Genomic DNA, 13,166 nt, shown 5'->3' on the forward strand with positions numbered 1-13,166 from the left:
GAGCCGGCGGCCCGGCCGGCCTCTTACGAGGCAATTCAGTCAACCGGGTGGCAACTCTCCGCAACAGCGCGCGTACTGCCCGGATTCGGGCACTCCGTTCACACCCCGTGTGAAGACGGAGGCGCTACGTTATGCAGCACCGTCTGCACCGAGCCACCGGATGGCATTCATGCAGCCCAACACTCTGCTCGACGCGATCCTCGACGAGGCCGGGATCTCGCACGCGGGACTCGCCGCCCATGTGAACCAGGCAGGCCGGGCGCGTGGCCTCGCACTCCGTTACGAACACACGGCCGTGGCGCGGTGGTTGAAGGGGCAGCGACCGCGCGGCCAGGTGCCCGATCTGATCTGCGAGGTACTCGCCGGCCGGCTCCAACGGCCCGTCACACTCGACGACATCGGCCTCGGCGTGCCCGGCGAACCGGCCACCCCGCACGGGACGACGCTCTCCGGTTTCGTGGAGCGTGCCACCGCGCTGTGGCGCTCCGACGAGCAGCAGCGCCCGCATATCCTCGGCGCCCCGGCCGTCACCGGCACGCCCGCCGTGATGCCCGTGTGGGAGTGGGAGAACCCGCCCGAGGACGTGGACGTCTCGCGCGGCGGACGGCACCGCGTGAGCATGTCCGACATCGAGATGCTGCGCGCCGCCCGCGCCCACTACGAGCAGATGTACCGCAAGGCCGGTGGCGTGGCGACCCGTACCCGCATCGTCGGCTTCCTCAACTCCGAGACCGCGCCGCTCCTCAGAGGCAGCTACACCGACGCCACCGGCCGCCAGCTGCACCGGGCCACCGGCGGCCTGGTGGCGATCGCGGGCATCTGCGCCTACGACTCCGACGCGCACGGCCTGGCCCAGCGGTACTTCCACCAGGCGCTCCGACTCGCGAAGGCCAGCGGGGACAGAGGACTTGGCGCCTATGTCATCGCGCTCCTCGTCAACCAGGCGCTCTTCATGCGTGAGCACCGGCAGGCGGTCGCCTTCGCGGAGGCCGCCCTGCGCGCCGCGGGCCGGCACATCACTCCGGCGCTCGCGTCGGACCTCTACGCGATGCAGGCCAAGGCGTACGCACACCTCGGCGACGGCAGCAGCGCGCTGTCCTGCATCCGGCGTGCCGAGCAGGCCGCCGAGCGCATCCGGCGCGGCTACGAACCGGACGAGACCGGCTATGTCCAACCCGGTCTGGTGAACGTACAGGTGGCGGAGGCACTCCTGAGCCTCGGCGACCTGTCCGCCGCGCGGGAGCACGCCGCGGCGGCCGTGGACAACCCGGCGCACGACCGGGGCAGGGTGCACCGGCTCGCCATGCTCAGCCAGATCGAACTGCGCCAGGGCAACGCCGACAAGGCGGTGGTGACCGCGGTCGAAATGGCGGAGCGGGCCCGGGGGATGGAGTCCCAGCGGCTGCGCGACAGACTGCGGGCGGTACGCGAACACCTGGTGGCCAACGGGTGCGCGGGCACCTCCGAAGCCGCTGAACTCATCGACGGGGCACTGCGCGTACCGCTCTAGACGTTCCGACCACCGCCGGGAGCCCCCGAGCCTCCCCGCGGTGGGCAACTCTGCTCCTGCCGCTGCGCTGTGAAGACGCTCCTGCTGCCATATTGCCATCTACTCGGCGGAAGGTGGCAGAAAAGTGCAGTGGACGAAACTGAACGAACAAACTGTGTATGCAAACCGCTGGTTCAGCGTCAATCTCGCAGATGTCGAGCTGCCGGACGGTCGGCACCTCGATCACTTCTTAATACGGCTGCGGCCCGTCGCCGTGGCCACTGTGGTGAATGAGGCGAACGAGGTGCTGCTGCTGTGGCGGCACCGCTTCATCACCGACAGCTGGGGATGGGAACTCCCCGCGGGTGTCGTCGAGGAAGGCGAGGACATCGCGGTCGCGGCGGCCCGCGAACTGGAGGAGGAGACCGGGTGGCGACCGGGACCCCTGCGCCATCTGATGAGCGTCGAGCCCTCCAACGGGCTCACCGACGCCCGGCACCACATCTACTGGGCCGACGAAGGCGCGTACATCGGGCATCCCGTGGACGACTTCGAGTCGGACCGTCGGGAATGGGTTCCCCTCAAGCTCGTCCCCGACATGGTCGCCCGCGGCGAGGTCCCGGCCGCCAACATGGCAGCCGCGCTGCTCCTCCTGCACCATCTGAGGCTCGGGCAGGACGCTCTGCCCTGATCCCCCCACCGCGTCCTGGGGCCTCAGCGGCCCAGAGCCTGATAGACCGCCACGGCGAGTGCGCCCACGGCCGTGACGACCGCTACCGCGCGCAGCGGCCAGCGGGTGTGTTCCAGGGTGACGACCCGTGCGCTCAGGTCGTTCACCTCCTTGGCGGTCTGTTCGGCGCGATGGCTGAGCAGAGCCAGGCCGCCCTCGACGCGGGCATGAGCCACATCGAGTTTGCGGCGTAACTCTGCGAGTTCTCCTTGGACCACGGGATGCTCCGGGTCGGCGGTCACGGGTCCGCTCCTTTCCGTAGTCGGCACATCCGCTTCATGCGCACGGAAAGTCAACTCGCCTGGTGGACGCGTGGGGAGAGTGTGCGAGGGGCATATGCGAGCCCGCCACGCACACGGTGTGTGAATGACACGGGCCCGGCCTCCAAAAGGGAGCCGGGCCCGCGTCGGCCTGAGGTTATACGGACAGTAGTTTCGCGCGCCGGGGGCGCCCCGAAGGGGCGCGGGGAACTGCGCGACAAGCCCCAACGAACCCGCACCCAACGGACAACCCGCGGAAGCGCCCGCTCAGGCGGTCACGCAGAAATCAGGCGTACGTATAGAACCCGGACCCGGACTTACGCCCGAGCCGCCCCGCGTCAACCATCCGCTGAAGCAGCGGCGGAGCCGCGTACAACGGCTCCTTGTACTCCTCGTACATCGAATACGCGACAGACGAAACCGTGTCGAGACCGATCAGGTCGGACAACTTGAGCGGTCCCATCGGATGGGCACACCCCAGCTCCATCCCGTTGTCGATGTCCTCGCGGCTCGCCATGCCGGACTCGAACATCCGGATCGCGGAGAGCAGATACGGGATCAGCAGCGCGTTGACCACGAACCCCGAACGGTCCTGCGCACGGATCGCGTGCTTGCCGAGGATCTTCTCGACCAGCGACTGCGCCCGGCTGATGGTGCCCTCGGACGTGGTGAGCGCCGGGATCAGCTCGACGAGCTTCTGCACCGGGGCCGGGTTGAAGAAGTGGATGCCGATGACCTGGTCGGGACGCGACGTGGCGACGGCGAGCTTCACCAGCGGGATCGAGGAGGTGTTGGAGGCGAGGATCGCGTCCTGCCGCGTCACCACCTGGTCCAGCACCTGGAAGATCTCGGTCTTCACCTGCTCGTTCTCGACGACCGCCTCGATCACCAGATCACGGTCGGAGAACTCGCCGAGGTCGGTGGTGAAGGAGAGCCGATCCTGGGTGGCGTCGCGCTCCTCCTCGGAGATCTTGCCGCGCTCGGCCGCCTTGGAGAGCGAGTTGTAGAGCCGGGTCCGGCCAATCTCCAACGCCTCACCGGTGGTCTCGGCGACCTTCACATCCAGGCCGGCGCGGGCGCACACCTCGGCGATGCCCGCCCCCATCTGGCCGCAGCCCACCACTCCGACGCGTTCGATGTCGGTCACATCGTCCCTTTCGCTCTCACCAGTCACTGGCCCGACAGGTCCCCGTACGGTGCCTGTCACCGCCACGCACGTTACTCCGGAACCGCGCACGATCGTCCGGCCGGGTCGGGCATGCTGTGCGGTGGAAACGGTCCGTGACCAGGCGGACCCGGAGTGTTTGGAGCGTGCGGCATGGGGCGTATGTCACGTCGGGGATTCGCGACGGCCGCGGCGGTCGGACTGTCGGGACTCGTGACGGCGGGACTGGCGGTGGCGGCGGAGATCTCCGGGGGTGACGGGTCCGGTGGCGACTCCGGTGGTGACGACTCCCGGCCCCGCAAGCGCCGCGCTCCGGCAGGCGAGCTGCGCGGCATGTGGGTGGCGACCGTCGCCAACCGCGACTGGCCCTCGAAGCCCGGGCTGACGGCGGCGCAGCAGCGCGCCGAGCTGCTCGGGCACCTCGACCAGGCGGTGGCGCGCCGGCTGAACGCGGTGATCTTCCAGGTGCGGCCCACGGCCGACGCCCTGTGGCCCTCGCCGTACGAACCCTGGGCCCAGTGCCTCACCGGCGTCCAGGGCAAGGCCCCCGGCTGGGACCCGCTCGGCACCGCGGTGAAGGAGGCCCACGCGCGCGGTCTGGAACTGCACGCCTGGTTCAACCCGTACCGGATCGCCAACCACACCGACCCGACGAAGCTCGTCGCCTCGCACCCCGCGCGCAAGCACCCCGACTGGGTCGTGCCGTACGGCGGGAAGCTGTACTACAACCCGGGCCTGCCCGAGGTCCGCACCTTTGTCCAGGACGCGATGCTCGACGCGGTGGAGAAGTACGCCGTGGACGCCGTGCACTGGGACGACTACTTCTACCCGTATCCGGTCGCGGGCCAGGTCTTCGACGACGACGACGCGTTCGCCGCGTACGGCGACGACTTCGCCGACCGGGCGGCCTGGCGGCGGGACAACATCGACCGGCTGGTGCTGGAGACGGCCGCCCGGATCAAGAAGGTCCGGCCGGGCACGAAGTTCGGGATCAGCCCGTTCGGGGTGTGGCGCAACGCCACGACCGACTCACGGGGCTCGGACACCAGGGCCGGGGTGCAGACGTACGACGATCTGCACGCGGACACCAGGAAGTGGGTCCGGCAGGGCTGGATCGACTACATCGTCCCGCAGCTCTACTGGAACATCGGCTTCGCCGCCGCGGACTACGCGAAGCTGGTCCCCTGGTGGGCCGAGACCGCGCGCGGCAGCAGCACGAAGCTGTACGTCGGTGAGGCGCTCTACAAGGCCGGTGACCCCGCGCAGCCCGCGGCCTGGCAGGACGTGGCCGAGCTGTCCCGCCACCTCACCCTGGCGCGGAACCATCCCGAGGTGCGCGGGCATGTGTTCTTCTCCGCCAGGGAAGTGGCGGCAGACAGCATCGGCGCCATGGCACGCGTGGTCGCCGACCACTACAAGCAGCCGGCGAAGCCCGCGCGCAGGGCCTAGTGGGTGGTGGCGGTGTCGTCGTGGTGCTGGACCACGCAGTCGGGGCCGGGTGACATCAGGGTCTCGTGGCCGTCCTCGAAGCGGACCCGGTAAGGGGGGCTGCCCTTCTGTCCGAGCACCTCGATGACTTCCGCGACCCGGTCGTGCTGCCCGACGATCCTGCCGTGCACCAGCAGATGGTCGCCTACGGTTGCTTGCATCTGTAGGGCCTCCTCGTTCCGCACGGGAGTAGCGGTTGGTGGCCGTAAGTCTACGGCGGGTGACACGGGTTGCTACCGGCTCGTACGGGCCGGTCAACCCCGGGCCCGTTGGGTGACGGCGATGCAGACGAGCACGGCCGCGGCCGTCAGCGGTGCGGCCGGTGTCAGATGCTCGCCCAGGAGCAGCACCGACCACACCAGTGTGAGCAGCGGCTGGGCCAACTGCAACTGGCTGGCCTTCGGGATGCCGATCGCCGCCATGCCGCGGTACCAGACGACCAGACCGAGGAACTGGGAGCCCGCCGCGACCCACAGCAGCCCGGTCACGCTCTGCGCGGTCAGTTGTACGGGCTCGGACGACAGCGCGATCACGGCCACGGGCACCGTCACCGGCAGACACAGGACCAGCGCCCAGCCGATGACCTGCCAGCCCGGCATCACGCGGGCCAGCCGGCCGCCCTCCGTGTATCCTGCGGCGCAGACCAGCAATGCCGCGAAGAGATAGGCGTCCGCGCTGGTCAGCGCGCCGCCGCTCTGCTGCACGGTGAACGCGATCACCACGGCAGCGCCCGCGGACGCCGCGAACCAGAAGGTGCGCGAGGGGCGGGTGCCGACGCGCAGCGCCGAGAACAGGGCTGTCGTGAGAGGGAGCAGCCCGACGACGACCGCGGCGTGCGCGGTGGTCGACGACTGCAGGGCGAGCGTCGTCAGCAGTGGGAAGCCGAGCACGACTCCGGCGGCGACGACGGCCAGCCCCGCCCAGTGACGGCGGCCGGGGAACGGCACCCGCAGGGCGAGCAGGCAGCCGCCCGCGATGACGGCCGCCAGGACGGTCCGTACGGCGACGAGCGACCAGGGGCCGAACCCCTCAAGACCCCAGGCGGTGGCCGGGAAGGTGAGGGAGAACGCCGTGACACCGAGGGCGGCCTGGAGGGTGCCGGCCCTCGCGGCGGAGCCCCGGCCCGTGGCGGGCCGACCGGATCCGGGGGCGGCGGGCACCGCTATCGCGGTCTGCGCAGTAGCGCTATCCTGTGCTCTCATGCAAGAGCGTAGCAGTGTCGGTGATCTGGCGAATCAGCTGCGGGGCGAGCTGAACCGCTACTCTCCCGGTGGAAAGCTGCCATCCAGTCGGGCCCTCGTCGAGCGGTTCCGGGTCAGTCCCGTGACCGTGTCCCGGGCGCTGGCCCAACTGTCCGCCGAGGGGCTGGTGGTCACCCGGCCCGGAGCCGGGGCGTTCCGGGCCGCGCCGCGCGATGCCGGGCCGGCCGTGGGGGACACCTCCTGGCAGGAGGTCGCGCTGAGCGCCGACTCCGCCGCCGAACTCGTACCGCGCACGGTGGACGCCTCCGCGGTCGTCGCCACGCTCGCCGCCCCGCCGCCGGGAGTCGTTGAGTTCAACGGCGGCTATCTGCACCCCTCGCTCCAGCCGGAGCGGGCGATGGCCGCCGCCCTGTCCCGGGCAGGCCGCCGCCCCGGCGCCTGGGGGCGGCCGCCCGTGGACGGGCTGCCGGAGCTGCGCGAGTGGTTCGCGCGGGGCATCGGCGGCGCCGTCACCGCCGCCGAGGTGCTCATCACGGCGGGCGGCCAGTCCGGGCTGACCACCGCGCTGCGCGCGCTCGCCCCGCCCGGCGCTCCGGTCCTCGTCGAATCGCCCACCTACCCCGGCATGCTGGCGATCGCCCGCGCCGCCGGCCTCAGGCCCGTGCCGGTCCCGGTGGACCGGGACGGTGTGAAACCGGCGCTGCTCGCCGACGCCCTGAGGGCGACCGGCGCCCGCGTCTTCGTCTGCCAGCCGCTCTTCCAGAACCCGACCGGCGCGGTGCTCGCCCCCGAGCGGCGCGGCGAGGTCCTGCGGATCGCACGCGACGCGGGCGCGTTCGTCATCGAGGACGACTTCGTACGCCGACTCGTGCACGAGGACTCGGGGCCGCTGCCGCGTCCGCTGGCCTCGGACGACCCCGACGGAGTCGTCGTGCACGTCTGCTCCCTCACCAAGGCGACCTCGCCGAGCTTCCGGGTGAGCGCGCTGGCAGCCCGCGGGCCCGTACTCGAACGGCTGCGGGCGATCCAGGTCGTCGACACCTTCTTCGTGCCGCGCCCGCTCCAGGAGGCGGCCCTGGAACTCGTCGGCTCGCCCGCCTGGCCACGGCATCTGCGTGCCGTGTCGACCGAGCTGAGGAGCCGCCGCGACACGATGACCTCCGCACTCCTGTTGAACCTCCCCGAACTCGCCCTGCCCCACATCCCGTCCGGCGGCTACCACCTGTGGCTGCGCCTCCCCGACGGCACGGACGAACAGGCCCTGTTCACCGCCGCGCTCCGCTCGGGCGTCGCCGTCACCCCGGGCCGCCCCTACTTCAGCGCCGAACCCCCGGCCGCACACCTCCGGTTGAGCTTCGCGGCGGTCGCGGGGAGGGCGGAGATCACCGAGGGCGTACGGAGACTGCGGGCGGCCTGTGACGAGGTGCTCCGGGTCTGAGCCGATGCCCGACGATCCGACGGGCCCGGTATCCGACGGCGCACCGGCCGTGAGTATTCCGTAAGCACTGCCGATCACCTCTTGACCTGCGGAGTCCCGCCCTCCACCATCGCCGCATGCATGTTCGGGTCACGCTGGTCGCCGCCGCCCGCAGTTCCTCGCTGCTCGCCGAGCGTTTCGACGACGACCGGCCGCTGGACCAGGCGGGCTGGGGCGAGGTGCAGCGCGTCGCGCACATGCTGGTGCCGTTGGCGGTGGCCGAGCTGCGGTACTGCTCGCCGACTCCGCGCAGCCGGGCCACCGGTGACGCGCTGGGCCTCGCGCCGCTGGCCCAGCCGGCCCTGCGCGACTGCGACATGGGGCGCTGGCGCGGGCTGACGCTCGGCGAGGCGATGGCCCGCGAACCCGAGGCCGTGGACGCCTGGCTCGCCGACCCGTACTCCGCGGCGCACGGCGGGGAGTCCCTGGTGGAGTTCATCCAGCGGGTGGGCGGCTGGCTCGACACCCGCCCGGCCGACGACGGGGGTCGCATCGTCGCCGTGGCCGAGCCCGCCGTCGTACGGGCCGCGCTCGTCTACTCCCTGAAGGCGCACCCGTCGGCGTACTGGAACCTCGACGTCCGCCCCTTGTCGACGGCCACGCTCACCGGCCGGGCCGGGCGCTGGAACCTCCGCTTCGAGGCGCAGTCCGAACGGCTCTAGCGTGGCTCGGAGCCCTGCCCGGGCCCTTGCTCCGAGTCCCGCGTGTAGTCCGTCGTGAGGAGCAGGTCCTTGGCGGGGCCGCCCACCCGCCACACCGTTCGCCAGTGGTCCGCGTCGCGCACGGTGAACTCGCCCCGGTAGAGGTCCGCCGCGCACGGATGGTCGGTGACGTGGTGCCCGGAGGTCAGGTCCAGGTCGTGGAAGGGGCGGCCGTCGGCGAACCGTACGTCGGCCCGGCCGGCCGCGTCGCCGTCCGCCAGGAACCGCAGGGTGCGCTCGGCGGGACGGGCCACGTCCTGCCAGACGAAGGTGCCGGACTCGTGGTGGAGCAGCCCCTTCTCGTCGTCGAGCGGCTCGAACACCGTCGCCCCGCTGAACGAGCCCTGGGCCCCGCTCGCGAGATCCCGCACCGAACGCTCCACGCGCCAGCTGCCCGTCAGATACGCCAACGCATCGGTCACCGGCCAGTATTCGGACATCCCCTCCGCCTCCCCAGCCTCTCCTGTGCAACCCATTGACGTGCTCCTGCCCTCTACCTATCTTGCCGTTCGAAGTATTGATCAGTGTCCGATATCTCGAACGACCCGATTTGCTGGCCCCGTTTGCTGACCTCGTTTGCTGACCCCCTCTAGAGCCGCGGAGGATCCATGTCACGCACCCGCACCCGCTGGAGACTCTCCCTCACGGCCACCGCTCTGCTGGCCGCGTCCTTCCTCGTCCCGGCCCCGGTGAACGCCGCCGCCGAGGACGTCACCGCCGAGGACACCACCGACTACGCGATCACCGTCGACCCGAGGGCCGCGGGCGCGAAGATCGACGACACGATGTACGGCGTCTTCTTCGAGGACATCAACCGGGCCGCGGACGGCGGTCTGTACGCGGAGCTCGTGCAGAACCGCTCCTTCGAGTACTCGACGGCCGACAACCGCTCGTACACGCCGCTCACCTCCTGGGCGCCCACCGGCACCGCGAAGACAGTGGACGACGACGGCCGCCTGAACGCCCGAAACCGCACGTACCTCACCCTGGGCAGCGGCTCGTCCGTCACCAACTCCGGTTACAACACCGGGATTTCGGTCGAGAAGGGCAAGGTCTACGACTTCTCGGTGTGGGCCCGCGCGGAGGGAAGGCCGGCCCTCACGGTCACCCTCCAGGACGCCGACGGCGAACTCGCCGAGGCCGGGCGCGTGACCGCTCGCGGCGGCTGGGCGAAGTACACCGCACGCTTCACCGCCACCCGTACCAGCGCCACCGGCCGGCTCACCGTGGCCGCCGCCGGTCCCGTCGCGCTCGACATGATCTCGCTCACCCCGCGCGACACGTACAAGGGCCACGGCCTGCGCAAGGACCTCGCCCAGAAGATCGCAGCCCTCGACCCCGCCTTCGTCCGCTTCCCGGGCGGCTGTCTGGTCAACACGGGCTCCATGCAGGACTACAGCGAGGCCTCCAACTGGGAGCGCAAGCGCTCGTACCAGTGGAAGGACACGATCGGACCCGTCGAGCAGCGCCCGACGAACGCCAACTTCTGGAACTACAACCAGAGTTACGGGCTCGGCTACCACGAGTACTTCCAGTTCTCCGAGGACATCGGCGCCATGCCGCTGCCCGTGGTGCCCGCGCTCGTCACCGGCTGCGGCCAGAACAGGGCCGTCGATGACGAGGCGCTCCTCCAGCGGCACATCCAGGACACCCTGGACCTCATCGAGTACGCCAACGGTCCCGTGACCAGCGAGTGGGGCCGGAAGCGGGCGAAGGCGGGTCACCCGAAGCCCTTCCACCTCACGCACCTCGCGGTCGGCAACGAGGAGAACCTGCCGAACGAGTACTTCGAGCGCTTCAAGAAGTTCCGCGCGGCCATCGAGGTGAAGTACCCCGACATCACCGTCGTCTCCAACTCCGGCCCGGACGACAGCGGTTCGACGTTCGACACGGCCTGGAAGCTCAACCGGGAAGCGAACGTCGACATGGTCGACGAGCACTACTACAACAGCCCGCAGTGGTTCCTCCAGAACAACGACCGCTACGACTCGTACGACAGGAAGGGACCCAAGGTCTTCCTCGGCGAGTACGCCTCGCAGGGCAACACCTTCAAGAACGCCCTCTCCGAAGCCGCGTTCATGACCGGCCTGGAGCGCAACGCGGACATCGTGAAGCTCGCCTCGTACGCTCCGCTGCTCGCCAACGAGGACTATGTACAGTGGCGGCCCGACCTGATCTGGTTCAACAACCACGCGTCCTGGAACTCGGCCAACTACGAGGTCCAGAAGCTCTTCATGCGCAACGTCGGCGACCGGGTCGTGCCCTCGACCGCCACCGGCACACCCTCCCTGAGCGGGCCCATCACGGGCGCGGTCGGCCTGTCGACATGGGCGACGACCGCCGCGTACGACGATGTGAAGGTGACCGGCGCGGACGGTGCGGCGCTGCTCGGCGACGACTTCTCCGGTGACGCGTCCCAGTGGACCCATACGGGCGGCGGCAGTTGGAGCGTCCAGGACGGGCAGTACGTGCAGAGCGACGTGGCGGCCGAGAACACCATGGTCTCCGCGGGCGACCCGGCCTGGCACGACTACGACCTGCATGTGAAGGCCACCAAGAAGTCCGGCAAGGAGGGCTTCCTCGTCGCCTTCGGCGTCAAGGACACCGGCAACTACTACTGGTGGAACCTGGGCGGCTGGAACAACACCCAGTCCGCCGTCGAACAGGCCGTGGACGGCGGCAAGTCGACGCTCGTCTCCAAGGCCGGGTCCATCGAGACGGGCCGCGCCTACGACATCGACGTCAAGGTGCGCGGCCGCCAGGTGACCCTCCTCCTCGACGGTCAGGAGTGGGGCAGCTTCACCGACGACAAGCCGGCCGAGCCCTTCCGGCAGGTGGTCACCAAGGACAAGAGGACCGGTGACCTGATCGTCAAGGTGGTCAACGCCCAGGCGGCGGACGCCCGTACGGCGATCGACCTCGGCGGCGCGAAGGTCCGCCCGAAGGCCGGAGTGACCACGCTGGCCGCCGCGCCCGACGCGGTGAACACTGAGACGGAGGCGCCCGTCGCACCGGTCACGTCCACGTTCTCCGGAGTGGCCGACAGGTTCACGTACACCTTCCCGGCGAACTCGGTCACCTTCCTGCGGATCAGGAAGGGGTGAACCGGCGGGCGGCTCACGTGCCGAAGTACGCCTGGGCCGCCCGTACCCCCTCCGCCAACTGCTCCACTTCCTCAAGGGTGTTGTAGACGTAGAAGGTCGCCCGGGTGGTGGCCGGGACGCCGTAGCGGCGGACGATGGGGCGGGCACAGTGGTGACCCGTGCGGACCGCGACACCACGGTCGTCGAGGACCTGGCCGATGTCGTGCGGATGGATGCCGTCGACGGCGAAGGAGACCGCCGAGCCGCGATCGTCGGTGCCGCGCGGGCCGATGATGTGAACGCCCGGGATCTCCTGGAGGAGTTGAAGTGCCCGCGCGGTGAGGACGTCCTCGTGTGCGGCGACCTCGTCCATACCGAGAGCCCTCAAGTAGTCGACGGCCGCGGCCAGTCCGACCGCCTGCGGAGCCATCGGGACGCCCGCCTCGAACCGCTGGGGCGGCGGCAGGAACGTCGTACGGCCCATCTCGACGACCTCGATCATCGAGCCGCCGGTGAGGAACGGCGGGAGATCCGCGAGGAGTTCGCGTCGGCCCCACAGCACGCCGACGCCGTTCGGACCGAGCATCTTGTGCCCGGAGAAGGCGAGAAAGTCGGCCCCCAACTCCCGTACGTCCACGGGCCGGTGGGGCACAGACTGGGCGCCGTCGACCACCACCAGCGCCCCGACGGCGTGCGCGCGGTCGGCGATCAGCCGTACCGGATTGAGAGTGCCGAGGACGTTCGACTGATGGGTGAGGGCGACGACCTTCGTCCGCTCGTCGAGGAGTTCGTCGATACGGGACAGGTCGAGGCGGCCCTCGTCGGTGAGCCCGAACCAGTCCAGGGTCGCGCCGGTGCGCTCCGCGAGCTGCTGCCAGGGGACGAGGTTCGCGTGGTGCCTGCACCACCTACAGGTCCCCGGCGAGGAGCGGTTTGTCTCGCTCGCCCTGGTCAACACGCGTTTTTCGCTGAGTCACGGCCCGGTCGACCTGCTCGACGGCACCGAGGCCGCGCACCTGTGGCTCGTACGGCACGAGCTGCTGCCGGACCGGGTGGCGCTGAACGGGCGGCAGGCGGGCAGACTCCTCGGGCTGCGGGAGGCCTCGCGTGCGCTGTTCGAGGCGCGGGCCGTCGGCGCCGTACCGCCCGGGGAGAGTCTCGACACCCTCAACTCCGCTCTGGGGGCGGCCCCTTCGACGCCACGGCTCGCCTGGACGTCCGACGGACCGCACCGCGCCGACGAGCCGGACACCGGCAACCCGGCCGCGGCCGCCCTCTCCCTCCTCGCCGAGGACGCCACGGAACTCCTCACCGGCGCCGAGGCCGAACAGCTCACGGAATGCGCGGCCCAGGGCTGCGCCCGCTGGTTCCTGCGCTCCCACGCGGCCCGCCGCTGGTGCACGACGAAGTGCGGCAACCGGGTACGGGCCGCGAGGGCGTACGCGGCGCGGAAGGGGCGGTGACGGGGGTGGGGGCTTAGGGGTCCTTGCAGAAAGATCGTGTTGTGGCACGGTGGAGAGGTATGTGATCCCGTCTTCTGTGGGGTGTGACCATGGCGCGGCGGAAGCCGT

12 protein-coding genes and 1 pseudogene are annotated in these 13,166 nt (G+C 70.5%); 7 read left to right on the forward strand and 6 right to left on the reverse strand.

Going from position 1 to position 13,166, the window contains the following annotated elements; all coding sequences use genetic code 11:
• The first annotated feature begins 169 nt into the window (after nt 1–169).
• Nucleotides 170–1,510, forward strand: a complete 1,341-nt coding sequence (locus ACIBEI_RS42555; protein ID WP_362077915.1) for a transcriptional regulator — start codon at nt 170–172, stop codon at nt 1,508–1,510.
• 124 nt (nt 1,511–1,634) lie between these two features.
• Nucleotides 1,635–2,180 carry an NUDIX hydrolase gene (locus tag ACIBEI_RS42560; RefSeq protein ID WP_398896261.1) on the forward strand — a complete coding sequence of 182 codons (546 nt, stop codon included), beginning with the start codon at nt 1,635–1,637 and terminating at the stop codon, nt 2,178–2,180.
• A 23-nt stretch (nt 2,181–2,203) separates the two neighbouring features.
• Here the strand turns inward: ACIBEI_RS42560 and ACIBEI_RS42565 are convergent, their stop codons facing one another.
• Nucleotides 2,204–2,461 carry a hypothetical protein gene (locus ACIBEI_RS42565; protein ID WP_362077918.1) on the reverse strand — a complete coding sequence of 86 codons (258 nt, stop codon included), beginning with the start codon at nt 2,459–2,461 and terminating at the stop codon, nt 2,204–2,206.
• A gap of 304 nt (nt 2,462–2,765) precedes the next feature.
• A complete protein-coding gene (locus tag ACIBEI_RS42570) occupies nt 2,766–3,626 on the reverse strand; it encodes a 3-hydroxybutyryl-CoA dehydrogenase (protein ID WP_398896263.1) in 861 nt (286 codons plus the stop codon).
• 180 nt (nt 3,627–3,806) lie between these two features.
• Here ACIBEI_RS42570 and ACIBEI_RS42575 point away from each other — a divergent pair, with 180 nt between their 5' ends.
• Nucleotides 3,807–5,093, forward strand: a complete 1,287-nt coding sequence (locus ACIBEI_RS42575; RefSeq protein ID WP_398896265.1) for a glycoside hydrolase family 10 protein — start codon at nt 3,807–3,809, stop codon at nt 5,091–5,093.
• Here the strand turns inward: ACIBEI_RS42575 and ACIBEI_RS42580 are convergent.
• Both ACIBEI_RS42580 and ACIBEI_RS42585 read right to left on the reverse strand, forming a co-directional pair.
• Nucleotides 5,090–5,293, reverse strand: coding sequence for a DUF1918 domain-containing protein (locus ACIBEI_RS42580; protein ID WP_398896267.1), 204 nt, complete (start codon nt 5,291–5,293; stop codon nt 5,090–5,092). The two genes, ACIBEI_RS42575 and ACIBEI_RS42580, sit on opposite strands and share 4 nt — an antisense overlap.
• Nucleotides 5,294–5,386: 93 nt before the next feature.
• Complete coding sequence (locus tag ACIBEI_RS42585) at nt 5,387–6,334, reverse strand: DMT family transporter (RefSeq protein WP_398896269.1); 948 nt, start codon at nt 6,332–6,334, stop codon at nt 5,387–5,389.
• Between ACIBEI_RS42585 and ACIBEI_RS42590 the strand changes: the two genes are divergently transcribed.
• Nucleotides 6,333–7,772, forward strand: a complete 1,440-nt coding sequence (locus ACIBEI_RS42590; protein WP_398896270.1) for a PLP-dependent aminotransferase family protein — start codon at nt 6,333–6,335, stop codon at nt 7,770–7,772. The genes ACIBEI_RS42585 and ACIBEI_RS42590 overlap by 2 nt on opposite strands.
• Nucleotides 7,773–7,888: 116 nt before the next feature.
• Nucleotides 7,889–8,473, forward strand: a complete 585-nt coding sequence (locus ACIBEI_RS42595; protein WP_055613879.1) for a histidine phosphatase family protein — start codon at nt 7,889–7,891, stop codon at nt 8,471–8,473.
• Here the strand turns inward: ACIBEI_RS42595 and ACIBEI_RS42600 are convergent.
• Nucleotides 8,470–8,952 (reverse strand): DUF6314 family protein, encoded by a 483-nt coding sequence (locus ACIBEI_RS42600; protein WP_398896272.1) that lies wholly within the window; start codon nt 8,950–8,952, stop codon nt 8,470–8,472. The two genes, ACIBEI_RS42595 and ACIBEI_RS42600, sit on opposite strands and share 4 nt — an antisense overlap.
• A gap of 168 nt (nt 8,953–9,120) precedes the next feature.
• Between ACIBEI_RS42600 and ACIBEI_RS42605 the strand changes: the two genes are divergently transcribed.
• Nucleotides 9,121–11,616, forward strand: a complete 2,496-nt coding sequence (locus ACIBEI_RS42605; protein ID WP_398896273.1) for an alpha-L-arabinofuranosidase C-terminal domain-containing protein — start codon at nt 9,121–9,123, stop codon at nt 11,614–11,616.
• 13 nt (nt 11,617–11,629) lie between these two features.
• On the opposite strand, the pseudogene ACIBEI_RS42610 reads toward ACIBEI_RS42605, so the two are convergent.
• Nucleotides 11,630–12,493, reverse strand: a pseudogene (locus ACIBEI_RS42610) (aminotransferase class V-fold PLP-dependent enzyme); the annotation flags it as partial.
• Here ACIBEI_RS42610 and ACIBEI_RS42615 point away from each other — a divergent pair.
• Nucleotides 12,450–13,058 (forward strand): ABATE domain-containing protein, encoded by a 609-nt coding sequence (locus ACIBEI_RS42615; RefSeq protein ID WP_398896274.1) that lies wholly within the window; start codon nt 12,450–12,452, stop codon nt 13,056–13,058. The pseudogene ACIBEI_RS42610 and the gene ACIBEI_RS42615 overlap by 44 nt on opposite strands.
• Nucleotides 13,059–13,166: the final 108 nt, after the last annotated feature.

This window comes from Streptomyces sp. NPDC050988, assembly GCF_044456225.1.
Classification (GTDB): Bacteria; Actinomycetota; Actinomycetes; order Streptomycetales; family Streptomycetaceae; genus Streptomyces.

Bases quoted from the DNA above. Each gene is read 5' to 3' on its own strand.
- ACIBEI_RS42580 (WP_398896267.1), bottom strand. From the start codon at position 5,293: ATGCAAGCAACCGTAGGCGACCATCTGCTGGTGCACGGCAGGATCGTC.
- ACIBEI_RS42555 (WP_362077915.1), top strand. From the start codon at position 170: ATGCAGCCCAACACTCTGCTCGACGCGATCCTCGACGAGGCCGGGATC.
- ACIBEI_RS42585 (WP_398896269.1), bottom strand. From the start codon at position 6,334: ATGAGAGCACAGGATAGCGCTACTGCGCAGACCGCGATAGCGGTGCCC.
- ACIBEI_RS42590 (WP_398896270.1), top strand. From the start codon at position 6,333: ATGCAAGAGCGTAGCAGTGTCGGTGATCTGGCGAATCAGCTGCGGGGC.
- ACIBEI_RS42595 (WP_055613879.1), top strand. From the start codon at position 7,889: ATGCATGTTCGGGTCACGCTGGTCGCCGCCGCCCGCAGTTCCTCGCTG.
- ACIBEI_RS42600 (WP_398896272.1), bottom strand. From the start codon at position 8,952: ATGTCCGAATACTGGCCGGTGACCGATGCGTTGGCGTATCTGACGGGC.
- ACIBEI_RS42575 (WP_398896265.1), top strand. From the start codon at position 3,807: ATGTCACGTCGGGGATTCGCGACGGCCGCGGCGGTCGGACTGTCGGGA.
- ACIBEI_RS42605 (WP_398896273.1), top strand. From the start codon at position 9,121: ATGTCACGCACCCGCACCCGCTGGAGACTCTCCCTCACGGCCACCGCT.